General features: G+C 61.8%; 20 protein-coding genes, 5 tRNA genes and 1 other RNA gene. 10 read left to right on the top strand and 16 right to left on the bottom strand.

Translation table 11 applies throughout. The features are described from left to right. Positions 1 to 26: 26 nt before the first annotated feature. From V9F06_06350 to V9F06_06305, 10 genes are all read right to left on the bottom strand, one after another. Positions 27 to 713 carry a peptidylprolyl isomerase gene (locus V9F06_06350; protein ID MEI2617247.1) on the bottom strand — a complete coding sequence of 229 codons (687 nt, stop codon included), beginning with the start codon at positions 711 to 713 and terminating at the stop codon, positions 27 to 29. 1 nt (position 714) lies between these two features. Then, positions 715 to 1,302 (bottom strand): HDIG domain-containing metalloprotein, encoded by a 588-nt coding sequence (locus V9F06_06345; protein ID MEI2617246.1) that lies wholly within the window; start codon positions 1,300 to 1,302, stop codon positions 715 to 717. 69 nt (positions 1,303 to 1,371) lie between these two features. Beyond that, positions 1,372 to 2,418 (bottom strand): tRNA preQ1(34) S-adenosylmethionine ribosyltransferase-isomerase QueA, encoded by a 1,047-nt coding sequence (gene queA, locus V9F06_06340; GenBank protein MEI2617245.1) that lies wholly within the window; start codon positions 2,416 to 2,418, stop codon positions 1,372 to 1,374. Further along, a complete protein-coding gene (gene ruvB, locus V9F06_06335; GenBank protein MEI2617244.1) occupies positions 2,415 to 3,467 on the bottom strand; it encodes a Holliday junction branch migration DNA helicase RuvB in 1,053 nt (350 codons plus the stop codon). Before ruvB ends, queA begins: the two co-directional genes overlap by 4 nt. Before the next feature lie 70 nt (positions 3,468 to 3,537). Continuing rightward, positions 3,538 to 4,938: a Trm112 family protein gene (locus V9F06_06330; GenBank protein ID MEI2617243.1), complete on the bottom strand. Its 1,401-nt coding sequence runs from the start codon at positions 4,936 to 4,938 to the stop codon at positions 3,538 to 3,540. Between the two features lie 178 nt (positions 4,939 to 5,116). Beyond that, positions 5,117 to 6,142: a glycosyltransferase family 4 protein gene (locus V9F06_06325; GenBank protein MEI2617242.1), complete on the bottom strand. Its 1,026-nt coding sequence runs from the start codon at positions 6,140 to 6,142 to the stop codon at positions 5,117 to 5,119. Then, complete coding sequence (locus tag V9F06_06320) at positions 6,139 to 6,519, bottom strand: hypothetical protein (GenBank protein ID MEI2617241.1); 381 nt, start codon at positions 6,517 to 6,519, stop codon at positions 6,139 to 6,141. Before V9F06_06320 ends, V9F06_06325 begins: the two co-directional genes overlap by 4 nt. Then, positions 6,516 to 7,802, bottom strand: a complete 1,287-nt coding sequence (locus V9F06_06315; GenBank protein MEI2617240.1) for a glycosyltransferase family 4 protein — start codon at positions 7,800 to 7,802, stop codon at positions 6,516 to 6,518. Before V9F06_06315 ends, V9F06_06320 begins: the two co-directional genes overlap by 4 nt. Positions 7,803 to 7,804: 2 nt before the next feature. After that, the gene (locus V9F06_06310; GenBank protein MEI2617239.1) at positions 7,805 to 8,419 is read right to left on the bottom strand and encodes a hypothetical protein; all 615 of its coding nucleotides are present in this window, start codon (positions 8,417 to 8,419) and stop codon (positions 7,805 to 7,807) included. After that, positions 8,416 to 8,703 carry a glutaredoxin family protein gene (locus tag V9F06_06305; GenBank protein ID MEI2617238.1) on the bottom strand — a complete coding sequence of 96 codons (288 nt, stop codon included), beginning with the start codon at positions 8,701 to 8,703 and terminating at the stop codon, positions 8,416 to 8,418. Before V9F06_06305 ends, V9F06_06310 begins: the two co-directional genes overlap by 4 nt. Positions 8,704 to 8,808: 105 nt before the next feature. On the opposite strand from V9F06_06305, the gene V9F06_06300 reads away from it, so the two are divergent. The 3 genes from V9F06_06300 to V9F06_06290 all read left to right on the top strand — a co-directional run bounded on the left by V9F06_06300 (position 8,809) and on the right by V9F06_06290 (position 9,367). Next, positions 8,809 to 8,895: transfer RNA gene (locus tag V9F06_06300), tRNA-Leu, on the top strand. A gap of 44 nt (positions 8,896 to 8,939) precedes the next feature. Continuing rightward, an RNA gene (rnpB, locus tag V9F06_06295) (RNase P RNA component class A) lies at positions 8,940 to 9,277 on the top strand. 17 nt (positions 9,278 to 9,294) lie between these two features. Next, positions 9,295 to 9,367, top strand: a tRNA-His gene (locus V9F06_06290). Between the two features lie 110 nt (positions 9,368 to 9,477). On the opposite strand, the gene V9F06_06285 is transcribed toward V9F06_06290, so the two are convergent. Beyond that, a complete protein-coding gene (locus V9F06_06285) occupies positions 9,478 to 10,557 on the bottom strand; it encodes a ring-opening amidohydrolase (protein MEI2617237.1) in 1,080 nt (359 codons plus the stop codon). Between the two features lie 151 nt (positions 10,558 to 10,708). On the opposite strand from V9F06_06285, the gene V9F06_06280 reads away from it, so the two are divergent. The 3 genes from V9F06_06280 to V9F06_06270 all read left to right on the top strand — a co-directional run bounded on the left by V9F06_06280 (position 10,709) and on the right by V9F06_06270 (position 12,104). Further along, positions 10,709 to 10,781 (top strand) — tRNA-Arg (locus tag V9F06_06280). A gap of 103 nt (positions 10,782 to 10,884) precedes the next feature. Continuing rightward, positions 10,885 to 11,685, top strand: coding sequence for a competence/damage-inducible protein A (locus V9F06_06275; GenBank protein MEI2617236.1), 801 nt, complete (start codon positions 10,885 to 10,887; stop codon positions 11,683 to 11,685). Beyond that, positions 11,682 to 12,104 carry a hypothetical protein gene (locus V9F06_06270; protein ID MEI2617235.1) on the top strand — a complete coding sequence of 141 codons (423 nt, stop codon included), beginning with the start codon at positions 11,682 to 11,684 and terminating at the stop codon, positions 12,102 to 12,104. Before V9F06_06275 ends, V9F06_06270 begins: the two co-directional genes overlap by 4 nt. Here V9F06_06270 and V9F06_06265 read toward each other — a convergent pair. The 4 genes from V9F06_06265 to V9F06_06250 are packed head-to-tail and all read right to left on the bottom strand — an operon-like array spanning position 12,004 to position 16,197. Further along, positions 12,004 to 13,092, bottom strand: coding sequence for a glycosyltransferase (locus V9F06_06265; GenBank protein MEI2617234.1), 1,089 nt, complete (start codon positions 13,090 to 13,092; stop codon positions 12,004 to 12,006). The two genes, V9F06_06270 and V9F06_06265, sit on opposite strands and share 101 nt — an antisense overlap. After that, complete coding sequence (ybeY, locus tag V9F06_06260) at positions 13,089 to 13,559, bottom strand: rRNA maturation RNase YbeY (GenBank protein ID MEI2617233.1); 471 nt, start codon at positions 13,557 to 13,559, stop codon at positions 13,089 to 13,091. The genes V9F06_06265 and ybeY overlap by 4 nt, the downstream gene beginning before the upstream one ends. Continuing rightward, positions 13,552 to 15,696 (bottom strand): HDIG domain-containing metalloprotein, encoded by a 2,145-nt coding sequence (locus V9F06_06255; GenBank protein MEI2617232.1) that lies wholly within the window; start codon positions 15,694 to 15,696, stop codon positions 13,552 to 13,554. Before V9F06_06255 ends, ybeY begins: the two co-directional genes overlap by 8 nt. A 39-nt stretch (positions 15,697 to 15,735) precedes the next feature. Beyond that, the gene (locus tag V9F06_06250) at positions 15,736 to 16,197 is read right to left on the bottom strand and encodes a GatB/YqeY domain-containing protein (protein MEI2617231.1); all 462 of its coding nucleotides are present in this window, start codon (positions 16,195 to 16,197) and stop codon (positions 15,736 to 15,738) included. A gap of 122 nt (positions 16,198 to 16,319) precedes the next feature. Here V9F06_06250 and V9F06_06245 point away from each other — a divergent pair, with 122 nt between their 5' ends. Both V9F06_06245 and mutM read left to right on the top strand, forming a co-directional pair. Next, complete coding sequence (locus tag V9F06_06245; protein MEI2617230.1) at positions 16,320 to 16,736, top strand: hypothetical protein; 417 nt, start codon at positions 16,320 to 16,322, stop codon at positions 16,734 to 16,736. An 18-nt stretch (positions 16,737 to 16,754) separates the two neighbouring features. Continuing rightward, positions 16,755 to 17,612, top strand: coding sequence for a bifunctional DNA-formamidopyrimidine glycosylase/DNA-(apurinic or apyrimidinic site) lyase (gene mutM, locus V9F06_06240; protein MEI2617229.1), 858 nt, complete (start codon positions 16,755 to 16,757; stop codon positions 17,610 to 17,612). Here mutM and V9F06_06235 read toward each other — a convergent pair. Continuing rightward, positions 17,584 to 18,852: a threonine synthase gene (locus tag V9F06_06235; protein MEI2617228.1), complete on the bottom strand. Its 1,269-nt coding sequence runs from the start codon at positions 18,850 to 18,852 to the stop codon at positions 17,584 to 17,586. The two genes, mutM and V9F06_06235, sit on opposite strands and share 29 nt — an antisense overlap. 166 nt (positions 18,853 to 19,018) lie before the next feature. Between V9F06_06235 and V9F06_06230 the strand changes: the two genes are divergently transcribed. Both V9F06_06230 and V9F06_06225 read left to right on the top strand, forming a co-directional pair. Next, positions 19,019 to 19,091, top strand: a tRNA-Gly gene (locus V9F06_06230). Positions 19,092 to 19,306: 215 nt separating this feature from the next. Further along, positions 19,307 to 19,379 (top strand) — tRNA-Ala (locus tag V9F06_06225). Positions 19,380 to 19,404: the final 25 nt, after the last annotated feature.

Below are 19,404 nucleotides of genomic sequence, written 5' to 3'. Positions count from 1 at the left end.
CTGCCCGCGCAGCGTTCGAGGTTTGTTTACTTGGTAACGATCTCGACGCTTTCCAGCGTCAGTGGTTCCTTCGGCGTCGACATTTCGCCGCTTCTGCTCGGCCCGACCGGTGCATTCGCGATCGCGTCAAGCGTGTCGAACCCGTCGATCAACTCACCGAAGATGGTGTAGTTCTTTGGCAGCGGGTTGTCCTGGTGCATGATGAAGAACTGGGAGCCGTTTGTGTTCGGTCCCGCGTTCGCCATCGCGACCGTTCCGCGCACGTAGTCGCGGGTGACCGGCTCGTCGGCGAATCGATAGCCAGGGCCGCCAGCCCCGGTTCCCGTCGGATCACCGGTCTGGATCATGAATCCTTTGATGATCCGATGAAACGGCACGTTGGTGTAGTATCCCTGCTTGGCAAGGAAGACGAAATTATTGACTGTCTTCGGCGCATCACTCTCCAGCAGGTCGACCGTCATGTCGCCCTTGTTGGTGTGCAGAATCGCCTGATAGTCCTTGCCCTCCTCCAGCTGCATAGCTGGTGGGGAGCTCCATTGCTTGGGATTGGACACTTGTCCTCCTGGTGTTTCGGTCGAATCACTGGCCGACGACGAGCTGCCGCTGGCGTTCGTCGATGCCGCGTCCGGGCCACCCCCGGAATTGCCACTATTGCCACACGCAACGAAAACCCCACTGGCGAGGATCAGCATGATCACAAGAACAGTGCGCATACTAGTCCACCACCTGTGTTGTCTCGGTGCGCGTCAGGCCAAGTTGAGGAGCGATTGTCGCGATCCCGTCGATGACGTGCTGGATATGAACGTCGAAATCGACGCCCAGCTCTTCTGCGGTCGCGATCAACGTCTCACGGTGCACTGCCCGCGCGAAGGCCTTGTCCTTCATCTTCTTCCGGACGGCGCGAGGCGTCACCTCGTCGATCGACTTCGTCGGCCGGACGAGCGCAACCGCGGTGACAAAGCCGCTCATCTCATCTACCGCCGCCAGTGTTCGTTCCAGCGATGTCGCCCGCGGGACATCGAGGTGATCGGCGTGCGACAGAACCGACTGAACCACATGTTCGGGCACTCCATGCTCACGGAGAATAGGAGCGCCATCCTGAGGGTGCTGGTCGAGGGTCGGGTGCATTTCGAAGTCAAAATCGTGGATCAGCCCCACGAATCCCCAAAGATTCTCATCGGCGTCGAAGACACGGGCATACTCGCGCATGCACGCCTCGACGCCGAGGCAATGCCGTAGCAATGGCTCGTTGTGAACGTATTCGGTCAGCAGCGACCATGCGTTGTCGCGCGTTAGCTCCATCTCGGCCAATCCGCCGCGCCCTTCCTTTGCAGATCGGATCGTATCCCGCTGAGCGGGCCACCCGACATCCTACACGATCAGCATCGCATCGCCGAAGGAGTAGAAACGGTACTGCTCCGCGATCGCATGCTGATAAGCCTGACGCATCAACGCTTCCCCGGCGAATGAAGCCACGAGCAGGAGCAATGTCGTTCTCGGCAGGTGGAAGTTCGTCAGCATCAGATCGACCAATTGAAACGGCGTGCCCGGGGTGATGAACAGTCGCGTCTCTCCCGCCAGAGATCGGGCAGGACCACCCGCTAATACCGAGCTCGCGATTGTCTCCAACGTCCGCACCGATGTCGTCCCGACTGCCAGCACCCGACCGCCGGATACCCGTGTCTCCCGGATCATCTCAACCGTAGCGGCCGACACCGAGAAGATCTCCGCATGCATCTGGTGATCTCGCGCATCGACCGTCTTGATTGGCTGAAACGTCCCAAGACCGACATGGAGAGTGATCGGAGCTACCTGGACGCCCCGTGACCGACAACGCTCCAGAATATCGACCGTGAAGTGCATGCCGGCGGTCGGCGCCGCCGCCGAACCCGGATCCCGAGCGTAGATCGTCTGGTAACGTTCCGGGTCGTCGACGCGGTCGTGGATGTACGGCGGCAGTGGCACGTGACCGTGGCGCCCGATCGCCTCTTCGTCGTCGAACCGCACCAACACCTGCTCCGCATCGCGACCCACGACGTCGACTCCGTCGTTAGTAACCTCGTCTTGTGAATCCAGCAACTCGAGGCGCTCTCCCGCTCGCAGCCGCCGTGCCGGGCGACCCATGGCCCGCCAGACTCCATCAGCGTTGCGGTCGAGCAACAAGAGCTCGACGCGACCGCCGCTCAGCCTGCGAGCGAACAGCCGTGCCGGCAACACCCGCGTGTCGTTGACGACGATCAGATCGCCAGGGTTCAGCAGATCGGGAAGATCACGAAAGGTCCGGTCGGAGAGCGCGCCGGAAGAACGATCTACGAGCAGAAGTCGCGCTGCGTCACGCGGCTCAACCGGCTGCTGGGCAATCAGATCTGGTGGAAGCTTGTAATCGAACCAGTTGAGCGGGATCGCGGAATCGGTCACTCGTTGTCCGGTTCGCGACTGAACAGCAATGCCTGCCGAGCGTCATCCGACAGTGTCGGAGCAGGCAGGCCCAGGTGAAGATAGGCGTGTCTTGTTGCTACCCGGCCGCGTGGCGTGCGCTGAAGAAATCCAAGCTGAATCAGGTACGGTTCATAGACATCCATAATTGTGTCGGTCTCTTCGCTTGTCGCCGCCGCCAGTGTGTCAACGCCAACCGGCCCGCCATCAAACTTCTCAATGATCGCCAGCAGGATGCGCCGGTCGACGTCATCGAGACCCAGTTGGTCGACATCAAGCAACGACATCGCGTCGCGCGCCACCTCCTCGGTGATCACGCCGGATGCGCGAACCTGCGCGAAATCACGAACCCGCTTTAGCAGTCGGTTCGCGACGCGCGGGGTCCCACGGGATCGCCTGGCGATCTCGGTGGCGCCGTCTCCGAGAATCTCAACGTCCAGAATCCTGGCAGAACGCGTGACGATCTGCGTCATCGCCCTGTCGTCGTAGAAATCCAGGCGGAACACACTGCCAAAACGATCGCGCAGCGGACTGGTGAGCAGCGCAAGCCGTGTCGTCGCGCCGACGAGTGTGAATCGCGGCAGGTTCAGTCGCATCGACCGCGCGCCTGGACCCTTACCGATGATGATATCGACCGCGAAATCTTCCATCGCCGGATAGAGGACCTCTTCGACCGTACGGTTCAGCCGATGGATCTCGTCGATGAACAACACGTCACCGGCCTTGATGTTGGTGAGGATCGAGACAAGATCTCCAGCGCGCTCGATGGCCGGCCCGGAGGTTATCTTGACACCCACGCCCATCTCGGCGGCGATGATATTCGACAGGGTCGTCTTGCCGAGCCCGGGTGGGCCGTAGAGGAGGACATGATCCAGTGGCTCGCCACGAGCCAACGCCGCCTCGATGAAGATCGAGAGCGTGTCCTTGACCTTGTCCTGGCCGATGTAGTCCGCCAGACGCCTGGGTCGCAGGCTCGTCTCAATAGCCGCGTCCTCGTCGCGATGCTTCCCCGAAACGACACGGCCCGTCATAGAGTACTGCCCGTCCTGCGCTGCTCCACATTCACATGGAGAGTATAGCAAACGGCGACGAACACTTGTTCTATTTTGCTGCCTCGATCAACATGATCGGGATCCCATCCTCGATTGGATAGCGCCGGCCGCAGCCTTCGCAGGTCAACTCTTCGTCCTCCAGGCGCACTCTCGCCTTGCAGGCGGGGCATGCGAGGATCTCCAGCAGTTCGGTACGAATCAGCGAGGTGTCTGTCATCCTCGGATCCACCTTTCGCTCGTCGCGGAGCCGATCTAACCGCAGCGCCACCATCGCTGCGGACACAGATTGGATCGTATCATCGCGATCGTCAATCCCCAGCCATGTCATCGCCCGCGCAACATCCCGGTCGACAGCCGAGGGCGGGTCGATCGCCCGCGCTGTCGTGGGACTGCCACGCTCAGTCACCACCGGTGGCTCGAACGACGTGATATCGGCTACAGGCGCGAAATCGCGCCCGAACGCGAGATGGATCGCATCGCGGTATCCGGCCGCCATTCGGCCGACGCCGTGCTCTGCCTCGATGAATCGCCGTGCAGCATTTCCAGCAGACTGACGCAACTCGTCGTTTCCAAACAGCAGAAGGAGTAGCTCTGCCACCAGCTCATCTTCGAATGGTCCGACATCGACAGGCAGCACAGCGTCGGATGGGTACTCAACTGTCGATGCATCCCGGGTCACAAGCACTGGCCGGCCAGCCCCCATCAGCCGCAAGAGGCTCGCTGATGTCTCCCCTGCGCTGGGGAATCTCAGGTTGACACTGACGTCGGATGCTCGCGCAACCAATCGCGCGACGTCATCGCCGACGTAACCCAGTAATCGAACCTGATCGCTGACGCCATAGGCGTGAGCCAGTCGCGCAAGATCGATCCCAGGCGCCGATGATCCGGCGATAACCAGAATCAGCTCCGGAATCCGATGCCGCAGCATCCGAACCGCGCGCAACACCACCGGTAGCCGCTTGAATGGATTCACATGAGTGACGGAGGCGACGACAAACGCGCTGTCGGGAATTTCAAGCAACCGACGCGCTGCCGCCTGATCTGTCAGGTGAGGCAGCGGGATACCCATCGGGACACGAACGATCGCCGCATCCGGGCATCGCGCCAGCAACTTGTGCCGTGCGTAGTCAGAATGGACGACGACCAGACGCGAACCGGCAACGATATCCTCGACCAGCGGGAAGTCGTTCAGATCCACGATCTTTCCGGCTGCTGCGTCAAGCGCGGCGCGTTCTCCGTCATCTCCATAGAGCATGCGCATCAGCCGCCGATAGTCGCCGGCTCCGCGGCCGCGCAACATCGACGCCAATCGCCCGTGGTGCAGGACGGTATCGTGGAGAACAGCGACGCCCGGCCGGCGAAGGGAAGCCTCGAATGCGATACGGTGAAAGCCGCTGTTGCCGAGTTGGTACACCGTTGGAAGATCGGCAAGACGCCCTGCACGACGCATCGTGGCCACATCGATTGTCGACCATGGCCCCCGGTCCATCGATCCACGCTCGGCGACGACACGAACCTGCCAACGTCCATCCAGCGCCCCAGGAGGTCGCGGCTGTATTGCGCGATGCCGGTTTGAAGCGGCGGGAGCGGCGTTACCATCTGGAGCACCGGGTCGCCAGGCCTGCCGCTCATCCTGCTAACGCCTCGATGACAGCGTCCCACGACAGTGCCGTAACCCGATCCGGCCCATGTCCCCCGAGCTGTCGGGCGATGCGCTCGTCCCCGACCGCGCGGATCGATTCGGCTAGAGATGTCGGGTCGGCGTTGGTGACAAAGCCATCGACGCGATGATCGACAAATTCGAGGACCCCACCAGCGTCGTCAGTCGTCAGAACGGGCTTGGCCGCGCTTAACGCTTCGACGGTCGTGTACCCGTAATCCTCATCGACCGGTGCATAGTAGACGGCACGACAGGTGTTGTAGAGCTCGCGGAGCCGGTCATCCGATATCCGACCCAGGAAGTCGACGCGGTCGGCAACTCCTGTCCTCTCGACGAGCATTCGCAGTGATGCCGCATCCGGTCCGTCGCCGACAACAACGAGGCGCAACGCCGATCGTGACTCAGCCAGCGCCTGGATCGCGAGGTCGATACGCTTGCTGGCATCCAGGCGCGCAACGCTCAGTACAAACGGATCGTAGCGCTCGGCTCGCAAACCGCTTCGCGGGACTGGCGGGTAGAGTGGCTGGGCGTCGATGCCACAGTAGCGACGAAGACGACCGGCCACGTTGCGGCTGATCGCGTATCGCGGTCGACATTCTCCGATGCCAGCGCGATCGATATCAACAACCCTCTCGCGCAGCGCCCGCGACCGGGTGTCGACGCCGAATTCACTGAATTGAGCGCCGAAGAGATCATATGCCTGACGGTGTTGATGGATCAGCCAGAGCGCTTTGTTCGGATGCTCGACGGCCCATGTCGGATATTTCGTGCAGATGACACGGTCCACCGCGCGAGCGTTGAACGACGTGGCATCGAGCAACCGCCAGGCAAGCGCCGTGGTAAGCAGCTTCTCAGGAGGATTCCAGCCAAGCGGGAGCGCGACAATGTCTGCGGTATGCCCGTACTCGATCAACGCGTCGCGCAGACCCTCTACGAGCACTTCAGCCCCACCGCGAACGAACGGCACCTGGCTGTGAAGAATCAGGATATTCACGATGGGGTTGGCTCTCCAGCATCGTCGCGCGATGACTGGGCCACAACGCGACGAAGTCGTTGATTCTCGAGCTCAAGCTCGAACAATGCTGCGACCGCCGCGTCGTTGAACGCGTTCTGTTGCTCGACGATCGGGTTGATATACCAGCGGAGCCCAATCCGGAGGACACGCTGGCCGAGCACGATGAACCGACCAACGACTGGCGCCGACGATGCCAATCCCCAATGTCCGCTGACGGTCGCATGACGTTGGGCGCGCTCGATCGCCGCGGCAGCCGTCGTGTCCGCGCGCCCGCCTGGCTCGACGCCGTGCCGCGCGGCGATGGCATGGCGAATCGCTTCGATCTGCTCCTCCAACGGCCGGCGTAATGTCGTCACTCTGCCCCCTCCGGCAATGGTGGCATTCGCTCCGTGGCGATCAGATAGCCGCGCTCGACACGCCGCAACACGTCTGGCCACGTGTATCGCGACTCAGAGAGCTGCCGTCCGTGTTCCCCGAGCGACTGCCGTAGACCCTCGTCGTCCATCAACAGCCCGATCGTTCTGGCAAGAGCATCTGGATTGCCATACGGGACCAACAGGCCAGTCTCACCATCGCGGACGAGCTCTGGCACAGCCCCGGCTCTCGCCGCAATAACAGGCTTCCGATTCACCCAAGCTTCAAGATAGACGATACCAAAGGACTCCGTACGGGAGGTCAGGGCAAAGGTGTCGATCGCGGCAAGCAAGTCGCGTCGTTCGGCAGTATCGATGTAGCCAAGCATGCGGACACCAGCGCGCTCATCAGGCGTCAGCGACTCGAACCAGCGCGTGAAGCCCGAGAGCGGCGGGCCGGCGATTACGAGGCTAACGTCGCGGCCGGCCCGTCGCAAGCTGGCGATGGCTCGCACAAGATCCGGCGTGCCTTTCTCAGCCGATGGAGGCCCAAGCGATCCAACTACGAAGCCGTCCAGTTGATGGCGGTTGCGAAATCCGACTCCGTCGCCACCAGTCACCGCATCGACGTCCACGCCCGCGCCAGTGACAACGACGCGGCCGGGAGGAACACCCAGGCCGGTGATGAACTCACGCTCGCGCTCCGTCATCGTCATGACGACATCGGCGTCTCGGAGCAGCTTCAGCTGGTGCGGCATGGTGACGTAGCGCCGGGCCACCGAACTATCGTCAGGACCGAGGTGCAGAAACGGCATCAGCGCGAACGCCGCCCCGATTCTACGGGCATGCTCGTGGGCGGCGACCGCGAGGCTCTCCAGCCCAAGGTTCGTCGCCAGCACCACATCCACCTGGCCGGCTGATCGCATCGCATCTCGCAGCCCCGGAATCCACGGCTGGATACGAGACACATACTCGAACGGGCAGGCCGGGCGCAGAACCCGCGACAGCTCCCCCATCAGCCGCCGCGAACCCTGGAAGACGATCGGGCTAGCTGGGAGATGTCGAACTGGAACCCGAATGACGCGAACCCCGCCGAGGTCTTCCGTCGGTGGGGCATCGATCTTCCGCCGGCGGCGATCCCAGAAGTATTCAAGGTCAAACGCGTCAGACGTGACGACTGTCACGTCATGGCCATCGCGGGCAAACGCCTCGGAGATACGCTGGATGACTACTTCCGATCCACCGCTGTAGGGGGCATACCGATGGTTGATGTGGAGTAGACGCATCCTTACGGGCCAGTCATGACTGATGGCGTCGCGGGACTGCCGCCAAGCTCGGCAAGTCGCGTCCGTGCCTGCTGAGCGAATAGAGACGTCGGGTCGCGATCGATGGCTTGCTGATACCAGGCTCTTGCAGTGGCCGGGTCGCCGCCTGGCCGCTGGTCGGCCAGCTGACCGAGCGAAAATGCGATCGCGGCGCTCGATACATCGAGGTCGTTGCCCATAGTCAGCTGCAGCTCTGCATCGAACCATTGTTGGCCGCGCAGCAATGCGCGGCCAAACGCCAGCCGCAACGAGGCGTCGTCCGGCCGAAGAGCAGTTGCCTTCTGGTACCAGACGTAGGATTCACTCAGTCGTCCACTGTTGGCGAGTACCTCGGCGAGAACCACCACCCCAGCAGAGTCGATCGGGTCTTCCGTAACCTGCGTTTGGAGTCGGGCGATTTCCGCGCCAGGAGTCACCTGGACGGCTGGACGATCGGCTGAAGACGTAGAGTCAGATGAGTCGCCGAGCGGCAGGACTGCCACCAGAGTGCCACCGATCATCAGCGTCACCACCACTACCGCCAGAATGATGAACGCGACGTGTGAGCCACGGCGTCCACGTGGCGATTGCTTGTTCATCGACCTGCTCGCGCCCCAATCGCCGCTTGCCTTGCTCCGCGTGCCTGCTCGCCGGTGATCAATCCTTCTGCGACCTCGATCCCGTCAACGACGAGGACTGGAATGCGGAACACGTACAGATCTTCGAGCACACGATCGTCGAGAATGTTGACGACGTTGACACGCCGCTTGCCAAAGACACGATCGATGACCCGCTCCGCTTCCCGACAAAGCTCACAACCGGGCTTGCTATATAACGTTACGTCAAGTTCTCGACCGATCAACATCGATCGAAGCTGCGTCAACACTCTGATGCCCTTACACTCTGGATCGGATGCTTTCTCAAATCCAGAACATTGCGCCGATTTTCAGGGTGATGATATACTGTCGCCCGCTCGTGAGAGTTACTTGCCGAAGTGGCGGAACCGGCAGACGCGCTACGTTCAGGGCGTAGTGCCCGTAAGGGCGTGGGAGTTCAAATCTCCCCTTCGGCACCACCGATCATGACCCAGGAAACTGGATCGTGCCTTAATAACTGAACGATACCGGACGGACGGTCGCTGGCATTGCCAGAGGAAAGTCCGAGCTGCACAGAGCGCGGGTGCCCGGCGAAAGTCGGGGAAACGCATGTCGGTGTGCGTTGACAGTCCAGACAGGCGCGTTGGCTCAGGCCGGCGCGAGAGCAACAGAAACAAGACCGCGGGCGCTAGTCGTTCGCGGGTGAAAAGGGCAATCCTCCCCGCAGCAATCTCCGACTGGGCCGTTACCAGGTTGCTCGCCGAGGCCCGAGGTGAGAGCAGACGCGATTCGCGTCCAGCCATTACGGCTGAGATAGATGGCCGTCAGAAACAGAACTCGGCTTACAGTCCGGTATTGTCAGTGCCACCAACGTCATGGTGCCTCTAGCTCAATAGGCAGAGCACTGGTCTGTGGAACCAGTGGTTACGGGTTCGAGCCCCGTGGGGCACCCCCCTTCATCCCGCTCAGTCATCACTCCGTCGACACGATCCCCCTACGCGATTGTTCAGGCCGAACACCCTGCCTCCGGGCAGGGTGTTTTCGTTTGTCGCCATCGTCGATCAACTATGATCGACAACCACGGCGACGGTGCCGCCGTTGGGCGGCCCCTGGTGAACCGCGGCCGACGAGATGTAGAGCGCGGTGTCTCCCAGGCGTCCGGCAAACGCTCCGCCAACTGCGGCCTTCAGTTCGCTGCCGTAGCGACTGTTGCGGGCATCCTGCACTTGCCGCCGGCCGCGGATCGTGCCGTCCGGCTCGCCGATCTTCAGATAGACCGCGACGATTCGCTGGAGTATTTCGTCAGTGATTCCACCGTCGCCAACTTCCAGGTCGGCGTCAGTAAGCGCTCGGTCGAGTGCTGTGACATCGATAACATCGTGCATCACGCTCGCGCCAACCATCAGCGTGCCACCCGCGCGCGTTGAATTGCCAAGGGCCAGCATCTGGGAGAAGGGGCGCTCCCGCCCAACCGAACACGACGCGCGTCCGGTCCACAGCGACTGGTCAACGCCAATCCGCGATTCATCTGGCAGTTCGAACTCACCGAGCGCAACACCAATCCCCAGGGCAGTCGCGCCACTCACGAGTGGAAGCAAGGCCCTCCGTATAGCAGGCGACACATCGGCCTCATCCAGCTGTTCTTCGGATGGCGACGGACTCTTCGCGATCACAAACCGCGCTTCATCGCGCGTCATGTCGCCATCCTCCATTGCGCTTCTGACGGCATTGGCGCACTCGGAAACCATTCGCGAGCTTCCAAGCCAGCGCGCATCGAGTGGCTGTGTGCGTCCTGAGCCAACAACAAGCCGGGGCTGGCTATCGATTACGCCATTCCAGGGGACTCGCGCATACACCACGATATGAGGTGTCATGATGCCGACGCCACCACTCGAGAAGATCATCGGAATACGAGCGACAGACTCTGCAGTCGCGCCGGCCCCGGTGAGATATCGACGCACTGCCGTGTCCGCCGCGATTCGCGTCTGCTCGCCCGGCCAGTTGCCCTCCACCTTGCCGGTTACACCGATAACGGCCGATGCGTCAAGCTTCCCCTCGGTAACCAGGGCAGCAAGCCCGGATGTGTCGGACTCGTGATCCAACGGGATGCGAAACGCATTCACGGCGGTTGTTGTCGTCATGGCCCCTCCTAACGCAACAAAGGAAGTTAACGCGCTATCCTCTGGCTTCATGATATCTGGTGACGCCTTGCCCGATGATCTCCCAACCCCGAAGAATCAACCCGACTTCTCCTTCAGTGGCGATACCATGTACAATCCGCTGCGGGTTCACGCCCTCGTAGCTCAATGGACAGAGCACTGGTCTTCGGAACCAGGGGTTGGGGGTTCGAATCCCTCCGAGGGTACCTCTTCCGCCATCACAGCCTATCCACGTTCCCGAATCCAGCGGGCGAGGACGCCATGCGTGCGATAATGGCGGCGTCGAGTCGTGGGAGCAAGGGGTGGCACATGCGGGCGGTAGTCCTGTCGATCGGGTCAGAGCTTATGCAGGGCTTCCTGACCGACACGAACGCGACGTTCCTCGCACAGGAGCTGAACGCGCTGGGTATCGAGCTCATCGGTGTGGCCCAGGTGGGAGACTCACTGGACCGCCTCGTTACGGCGTTGGATCGCGCACTCGGTGACGCCGACATCGTCATTACAACGGGCGGCATCGGCCCGACTGATGACGATCTGACCCGCGAGGCAGTTTCCGCTGTCCAAAACGAGCAGGTCGCGGTCGACCCGGATGCGGAGCGGCAGATCCGCGATTATTTCGCGCTGCGTGGAGCGCCGATGCCGGAGCAGAACGTCAAACAGGCGTGGCGCATCCCCTCATCGGAGTTTCTCGCCAACCCGATGGGAACGGCGCCAGGCTGGTTCGTGCGGCGGCACGACAAGGTCATCGTTTCGATGCCAGGCGTGCCACGTGAGATGTTCAGGATGTGGCGAGAACAGGCGCTGCCACGCATCGTCGATCGACTCGATCAATCCGCAATCGTCTCACGGACTCTCAAGACAATCGGCATCGGCGAGTCGGCTGTCGAGCAGCGATTGATCGATCTCGTTCGGCGCGGATATCCAACGGTCGCGACCTACGCGAAGGACGATGGTGTCCACATCCGGATTACCGCAATGGCCAGCGATCGTGACGAAGCTGAGAGCGCAGTCGCCGCGACAATCGAATCAATCCGGGGGAGCTCGATGCATTCATCTACGGTGAGCTCAGCGACGAGCTCGCGGACGCGCTCCTCCGACCGATACAGATGAGTGGCGAGCACATCGCAATCTGGGAAGCCGGCAACGCCGGGAGATTAGCAAGCCTGGTCGAAGAGTCGATTCTCGCCGACGAGGTTATCGCAGGCGCTCGTTCCACAAGCTTCGCGCTCGCGCTTCAGCGAACTGACGACCCGGACGTGCAGGGGACCGCCGCCTGGTGCGCTCGCGCGTCAGCCAACGAGTTGGATGTCGCGTACGGGATATCGGTGGTCGTGCAGCTCGCCGCCGGCGCGGATGCCGACCGCTCGACCGGCCAGGTGGGAATCGCGCTGGCGCACCCGGGTGGCATCACGAGCCGTCGCCATGAAATCACTGCCGTGCCGCACGAGATCCGTCGTCGGGCAACGATGTGGGCGGCCGACTTCCTCTGGTCAACTCTGCGGGAGACCACACGACACCGGCCGGGCTGATCCGCTGCCAACTCGTCCGCCAGCCAAGGCCGCCGAACCGCCGAATTCGCCAGAGAAGCCCGGCCGGATAGCCGATCATTTTCGCGATATCGCCGATCGCCCGAAGCGCCGCGACAAGAGGAAACAGCGCGACCGTCTCGCGCCGGGGCACGCCTCGCGCGCGGTCTCGACGCCACAGCCGGCGAGTCGACGACCAGATATAGGCCACGCCGAGACCGCCCGCAGCGAATAGCGCGCCTCGGTGACGAAGCGCAACCACTGCAGCAGCGCCTCCGTACGTCGCATAGCGCAGGAGGTGGCGCCGAGGAAAGAGACCTGCCTTGCCGTCGCCGCGCGCATAACGATAGTACTGAACGGCAAACTCTCGCGGTGACGGCCGAACCGTGAACTCAACCGTCGCGGTGGGAACGAAACAGAACCGCGCGCCGGCCCTTCGCATTGCGAAATCCCAAACCAGATCCTCGCAGTAATCCAGCCATTCCGGATACCGGAGGCCAGCCTCCCACCACGAGCGGCGGAAGGCGAGCGACCGGCTCGACGGCTGGTATCGATCGGGATCAATATCTCCAACATCTGGCAGGGTCGCCGCCGCGAGCGCTCGACTCCAGCGGTCTGTCAGCTCAGGCTGAAAGAAGCCCGAGGCCACATCGACATCGCCGCCCTCGAACGCAGCGACGAGTTTCGTCAGCCACCGGGGATCCGCCCTGGTCCCAGCATCGGTTACCGCCACAATCTCTGATGTCACGAGCGAGATGGCCAGGTTCCGACCCTCGGGGATTCCCGCGCCGGGACAGCGACAAACGACAGCGCCACTTCGACTGGCCCAGTCCTGAAGGCATTCCCAGGTTCCATCAACCGACCCGCCGTCGATGATGGCGATTTCGTCCGGCACGCGTGTCTGCGCGTCCAGCGCGGCCAACCATGTCGCGAGTCGTGGTTGCTCGTTCAGAACCGTCGCGATCAGCGCGACCGACAATGGCCGACTCACCAATCCGGTTCCTCGGCCTGCTCGAACAGATCAAGGATCAGTGATTGTCGCGCGAGCATGATTTCGCGATCGTCGTCTGTGGCGTCGTCGTAGCCAGAGAGATGCAGCAATCCGTGCAACAGTAAGAACGCAATCTCCCGATTGGCCGAATGCTGCATCGCAGCCGCGTTCTCGGCGGCGGTCATGACCGATATGACGATGTCACCGAAATACCCTCCCTCCGATGTCAACGAGTCGCCCGACGGAAACGTGATCACATCCGTCGGGGTAGGGTCACCGAAGAAGCGGTCGTGGATCTCGGCGATTTGCTCGTCGTTGGTGAGACGCAGCGTGACCGTCCAGTCACCGGCGGGCAATGTTGGCTCAACGTCGCCGGCAAACGCCACCAGGCGCCGAAGCATCTCAATCGGTGGCGTTGCCACATCCGGGTCGACGAGGAGATCGAGCAGAAAGCAGCGATCACTCACTCGCTGAGCTCGTTACTGGCGTAACCGGGGATGCTGTTGGCTCGACAGTGGCGGGGTACTCAACACGCGGGTGGTAGACACCTTCGAGCATCTGAACGAACGTACGCCGGATGAGCTCGATCTCTCGGAGGGTGAGGTCACATTCGTCGAGCTGACCATCGTCGACGCGCTCCCGGATGACATGGGTCACGATCGCGTCCAACGTGTCCTTGCCTTCGCCGGCATGTTCCTTCGAGCGCACCAGGCGGCCGCTGCCGGCCGCCGCTCGAACGGTTGCCTCGACGGCATCGGAGAGCATGATCACCCCGGCCTCCTTGGTCTGCGGCTTCGGGCCGGGATACCGAAAATCAGCCTCAGAAACCGTGCCATCAATATCCAACGCGCGTTGATAGAAGTAACGGATGAGCGAGGTGCCGTGATGTTGCGCGATAATCGAGACAATTGCCGCCGGCAGGTGCGCCTTACGGGCGAGACGAACGCCATCACTCACGTGGTCCAGAATCACCCTGGCACTTGTCTGCGGATCGAGCAGATCGTGCGGATTTTCGATGTGGCCCTGGTTTTCGATGAAGAATGTCGGTCGCTCGAGCTTGCCGATGTCGTGGTAGAGCACGGCAACCCGCGCAAACAACGGGTCCCCACCGACCGCCTCGACTCCGCTCTCGGCCAGATTACTGACAACGATCGAGTGGTGGTACGTCCCGGGGGCCTCCCGGGCAAGCCGGTAGAGCAACGGCCGGCTGGGATGCGCCAATTCCATCAACTGAAGGTGCGTCGTAATGCCGAGCGCCGATCCAATCACACTGAACGACAAAAACGTCATTGAGGAGGCGAGCGCGCCAGCAACAGCCACCTCAATTGCGCGCTCGCCGACGATACTCCAGGTCACTGTCATCGTGAGCGCATTGAAGGCGAGCGCGACCACGAACATCGAAGCGGAGACTGCAACACCTGCCCAAACGAACCTGATGGTTCGTTCGGCGTTCCAGACGACCAGCACCCCCGCAACCGACGCGACAGCATAGAGAAAGATCAGTTCCATCGACATATCAGCGATGATGGCAACGTAGAACGACAGCAAAGTGCCGATCGTCAGCGCGATCTGGTAATCCAGCAGCATGGCAAGAAGCATCGCCGACGCTGCGATCGGAAATATGTACTGGATGTTCGCATGCGGGAGCACCAACCGGGCAACCATCATCGGCATCAGCATGACGATCGATAAGAGGAGCAGTTGTCTTCCTCGCCAGAGTTGCGGCTGGAATCTCAAGAGGTAGCCAATTGTCACCATCGTCAGTATTACCATGAGGGCTGAGCGCCCGAGCCGAGTCGAGAGATCGATCGCTCGGTTCAGTAGCCCGAACTTCTCGAGCTTCTCGATGTCGTAGGCTGACACGATGTCGCCATCACGAACGATGGCCTGGCCGGCAAGGACATTGACTGTTACTGGCTCCACGGCGGACGCGGCGGCTTCACGGTTCGCGTGCGTGCGATCGTCGTCGATGTGCACATTCGCGCGGATGAATGGCCGGGAAATCGCAAGCACCAGCGACTGCTCTTCCGACGACAGTTGCGGCGCCAGCCGATCAGCCAGGCTGTCCTTGCGAGGGCGCACCTCATCCTGCTTAATAGGGTCGGCGAGGGTCAGGCCAACAAGGCGGATACTCTCAGCTCGAACGCGCTCCCAACTGGCGCTGGAAAGTCCGAGGATGCGGGTCGCGTCTGCTACGGGGAGGTCTCCCAACTTCGCCTGAAGATCCGCAGCGGCCTCTTCGCGCGACACGTCACGCTTGACGCGCAACTCGTCGGCGGCATCGAGGAACTGCCGCAAGGCAGCCAACTGTTCGGTGCGTACGTTTTCATCATGGACAGTGATGACGTTACGCTGATCGTCATACGCCTCTTTGCGACGCTCAGCAGTTCGAAGCGCGCTCGTGAACGACAGGCTCTCAGGGGCTTTGATCGTGCGATCGGCGATGCTGCCGGTCTGCAGCGTCGCGTCATTCGGACGCCAGTCAATGGCCACACTGACCACCGACAGCGCCAGGAGCGAAACACTGAACAACAGGAGTCGCGTCAGGTCTCGCCAGGATGTCTCGGTTGCGTTAGCGTGCCGATATATCCAGCGAAGGGGCATCGTGCCTCCGACTCTCGCGCCGATCCCGAAGGAACCTATCTACGCGCCGGCCGACCGCCTGTCGAGCTCCTCCCGGGCCAGCATCGACAAGGTACGCCCCTCGACTCGGCCCGCAGTCGCCTTCATCAACTCTGGCATCAGCCGTCCCATGTCGCGAGGGCCATGAACCCCCAGCTCACTCGCAACACGGGCCACGATTTCGCGCGCGCTGGCTTCGTCCATCTGGCTTGGAAGGTAATCCTGAAGGATGCCGATCTGGGCGGTTTCAGACTCGGCCAGATCCTCGCGCCCGCCCTTCCGAAACAACTCAATTGAGTCTCGTCGCTGCTTGATCTGACCGCGGATGACGCCCAGGATCTCTTCGTCGGTCAACGCGCGATGCAGTTCAATTTCAGCGTTGGTAATGGATGCCCGAAGAAAGCGGATAACATCCCGGCGCACCGTATCACCCGCGATCATCGCCGTCCGCAAGTCGCTAACCAGCTGTTCTGCCAGGCTCATGGATCTCATACCCCTCGCCACAACGCCGCTACCGAACTGCGACATACGCACCTGGCACAACGGGTTGGCAAATGATCGGGCCAGTATATCGGCTCAAGACATCCGCCGTCAACCGACAATCGATGGCTGGCTGCGTACGTACGCGAGAATCAGAACTGTCCCATCTGGCGACCACCGAGCAAATGAAAGTGGAGATGGAAGACGGACTGGCCGCCCAGCTTTCCAACATTCGTCCCCAGGCGATAGCCATCGCCGGCGATGCCCTCGTCACGAGCGATCTGGGCCGCCACCAGTACAAGCCGGCCAACGAACGCGGCATCACTCGGACCCAGATCATCGATCGATGCTACGTGCTGTCGCGGTACGATCAGAATATGCACCGGCGCGGCCGGGGCTATGTCGCGAAACGCAACGAACTCTTCATCCTCATATACCTGCGCGCTGGGGATGTCGCCGCAAACGATACGACAGAAGATGCAATCTGGATCAACCAACACAACCGCCTCCATTACCGACCCGTCGAACCGAACGACAACTGACGAAAGTGGGATGCCGTTATGCCCGAGCTCCCCGAGGTCGAGACAATCCGCCGGACGCTCGAGCCGCTTCTCACCGGGAAACGAATCCAGTCGTTCGAGCTGTTGTGGGCTCGGACACTGGCTTTTCCCGCGCTAACCGATGCTCGACATTCCATGATCGGCACGACCATCGCTGGCGTGCGCCGGCGCGGAAAGCTCGTCGTGCTAGAGCTGGATTCTGGAGATCTGATCACGATTCATCTCCGAATGACGGGAGAGCTTCTATATCGCGATGCCGGCATTCTGCCACGCGCCACCGAACGGGAACCGTATCTTCGCGCCATATTCGGTTTGTCGCCCTGTGCTGAGCTACTTTTCTACGATACACGGAAGTTCGGGCGGATTTCGCTCTATACTCGCGAGACCAGTGCGAGCCTTGACACGACACTCGGGATTGAGCCGCTCGATGCAGGATTCACAACCGCCGCGCTCGCCATAATCTTACGCAGGGAACGGCGTCTCAAGTCACTACTACTCGATCAACACCTGATCGCAGGCCTTGGCAATATCTATGTGGACGAGGCTCTGTTCGCAGCCAGGCTGCACCCGCTCCGTCCGGCCAACACCCTTGGTGAATCGGAGGTGGCAGAACTGCGGACCGCAATCGTCGATGTGCTGTCGACCGCCATCGCCGGCCACGGCACCACGCTGCGCGATTATCGCTCGGGGCTCGGCGAGCCGGGCACGAACCAGCATCGTCTTCACGTGTACGGAAAGCCGGCCGGCAGCCCTTGCTCACGATGCGGCGCCCCGCTCGCGCGTATCTCCGTCGACCAGCGTTCGACGACATTCTGTCCCGAATGCCAGCCTACAATTGCCCATATGCTGAATCGATGACCAGTCCGATATCCGGATCATTCGGGTCGAGGACTGGATAGTCCCCGCCGATCAGGTCGGTGTGCAGCAACCCCGAGCCAGTGGCATACACCACCACTCGATCCGATTCGGCCAGCTGTCCAGTCTCGCGGAGCTGTGCAGCGGCCGCGAAGGCCGCGCCAGACTCTGGTGAGACGAACAGCCCTTCGTTGGCTGAAACGGACCGCATCGCGGCCTCCAGCTCAGCGTCGCTCACCGCAATTGCCGTCCCGCCGCTCTCCCGCACAGCATCGAGGATCAGGTAGTCGCCGATGGCGACAGGCACCCGGATACCTGGCGCGATCGTGTCAGCGCCCTCCCAGAGCGGCGCGTGCCGATCCCCGCGCTCGAAAGCGCGAACGATCGGGGCACATCCCTCCGATTGAACGACGATCATTCGCGGGCGCGCAGACCCGATGAGTCCCATCCGCTCCAGTTCCGCGAAACCTTTCCACATGCCAACGATCCCTGTGCCACCACCGGTCGGGTAGATGATCGCGTCTGGCACTTGCCAGCCGAGCTGCTCAGCAAGCTCAATACCCATCGTCTTCTTGCCCTCAGCCCGGTATGGCTCCTTGAGGGTCGAGACATCGAACCAGCCGCGCGCAGCGCCATTCTCACGCACGATCTTGCCGGCATCATTGATGAGGCCATCGACGAGATAGACGCGCGCGCCGAGCGCGCGGCACTCCGCCTTGAAGATCTCCGGCGCATCCTGGGGCATGAAAACGGTCACGCTCATCCCACCCCGAGACGCATACGCGCTCGCGGCGGCAGCCGCGTTGCCGGCCGAAGGAAGCGCGATCGCCGTCACTCCAAGCTCCCGCGCCCGCGACACCGCAGCGCCAAGCCCGCGCGCCTTGAACGAGCCAGTAGGATTCCGGCCCTCATCCTTGACCAACACATTCGACAAACCGATTCCGCGCGCCCAGCGATCAACCCTGAGGAGCGGCGTGCCTCCCTCGGCAAGCGTGAGCCGATGAGCGGCATCGCGGACGGGCATGATCTCAGCGTAGCGCCAGAGATTCCAGTCACGCCCTGCAAGCGCGTCCGGCGTCATCAGCTGGCTCGCACGTTCAAGATCGTACTCGGCCAACAGAACCTTGCCGCAATCGTCACAGACAGTCAGAATCGTATCCGCGTCGTATCGCCGCCCGCAGTTCGAACAAACGACGCCAATTAGCGTGCTCGCGATACTGTCAGTCTGGTTGCCCATGCTCATTCGATCTCTCCAGTTCATAGTGCGCGAAGCCCGTTGGCTATCGTAGCAGACGGATTCCGCTTGCTCGGCCAGCTCATGGCCGAGCGAACCCGCTGAGCATGAGTGACAGGATTTCGAGATTGTGGCGTCTCCGCTCTCTGTGTAAAATGACCGTCAGTTTCGACACGCGGGTGTAACTCAGTTGGCAGAGTGTCTGCTTCCCAAGCAGAATGTCGTGGGTTCGAATCCCATCACCCGCTCCCCCTCGTATCACGATCATCCCCGAAGCCCCGCCCGAGGTGGGCTTTTCTTTGAAGACCGCGGCCGGCGCCGGAGTGGTTTTAGCAGCGTGGTATTCAGTCGACGTATCGACGATCTCGCGACTGGAATTCGGTCTGGATATCGGCCCAGAGCTTTCGTTGCCGGTGAGGGTGCATGGTATAGTTCCGTGTCGCGCGATTCTCGCGCGGCTCGTGGGGGCGTAGCTCAGCTGGGAGAGCGCTACAATCGCACTGTAGAGGTCAGGGGTTCGAATCCCCTCGCCTCCACCCCATGAACGCAACGACGGCGGCC

This window comes from Thermomicrobiales bacterium (assembly GCA_037045155.1).
Taxonomy (GTDB): Bacteria; Chloroflexota; Chloroflexia; order Thermomicrobiales; family CFX8; genus JAMLIA01.
The sequence above is the reverse complement of the archived record's forward strand: the minus strand, read 5'-3'. Positions and strand labels throughout refer to the sequence as shown.

What these genes read in the sequence shown, in the direction of transcription:
- V9F06_06255 (MEI2617232.1), bottom strand. Translation starts at nt 15,696, where the DNA reads ATGCCCCTTCGCTGGATATATCGGCACGCTAACGCAACCGAGACATCC.
- V9F06_06285 (MEI2617237.1), bottom strand. Translation starts at nt 10,557, where the DNA reads ATGACGACAACAACCGCCGTGAATGCGTTTCGCATCCCGTTGGATCAC.
- V9F06_06315 (MEI2617240.1), bottom strand. Translation starts at nt 7,802, where the DNA reads ATGCGTCTACTCCACATCAACCATCGGTATGCCCCCTACAGCGGTGGA.
- V9F06_06330 (MEI2617243.1), bottom strand. Translation starts at nt 4,938, where the DNA reads ATGCGTCGTGCAGGGCGTCTTGCCGATCTTCCAACGGTGTACCAACTC.
- V9F06_06250 (MEI2617231.1), bottom strand. Translation starts at nt 16,197, where the DNA reads ATGAGCCTGGCAGAACAGCTGGTTAGCGACTTGCGGACGGCGATGATC.
- V9F06_06310 (MEI2617239.1), bottom strand. Translation starts at nt 8,419, where the DNA reads ATGAACAAGCAATCGCCACGTGGACGCCGTGGCTCACACGTCGCGTTC.
- ruvB (MEI2617244.1), bottom strand. Translation starts at nt 3,467, where the DNA reads ATGACGGGCCGTGTCGTTTCGGGGAAGCATCGCGACGAGGACGCGGCT.
- V9F06_06350 (MEI2617247.1), bottom strand. Translation starts at nt 713, where the DNA reads ATGCGCACTGTTCTTGTGATCATGCTGATCCTCGCCAGTGGGGTTTTC.
- V9F06_06245 (MEI2617230.1), top strand. Translation starts at nt 16,320, where the DNA reads ATGGCTGGCTGCGTACGTACGCGAGAATCAGAACTGTCCCATCTGGCG.
- V9F06_06275 (MEI2617236.1), top strand. Translation starts at nt 10,885, where the DNA reads ATGCGGGCGGTAGTCCTGTCGATCGGGTCAGAGCTTATGCAGGGCTTC.
- mutM (MEI2617229.1), top strand. Translation starts at nt 16,755, where the DNA reads ATGCCCGAGCTCCCCGAGGTCGAGACAATCCGCCGGACGCTCGAGCCG.
- V9F06_06345 (MEI2617246.1), bottom strand. Translation starts at nt 1,302, where the DNA reads ATGGAGCTAACGCGCGACAACGCATGGTCGCTGCTGACCGAATACGTT.
- V9F06_06235 (MEI2617228.1), bottom strand. Translation starts at nt 18,852, where the DNA reads ATGAGCATGGGCAACCAGACTGACAGTATCGCGAGCACGCTAATTGGC.
- V9F06_06270 (MEI2617235.1), top strand. Translation starts at nt 11,682, where the DNA reads ATGAGTGGCGAGCACATCGCAATCTGGGAAGCCGGCAACGCCGGGAGA.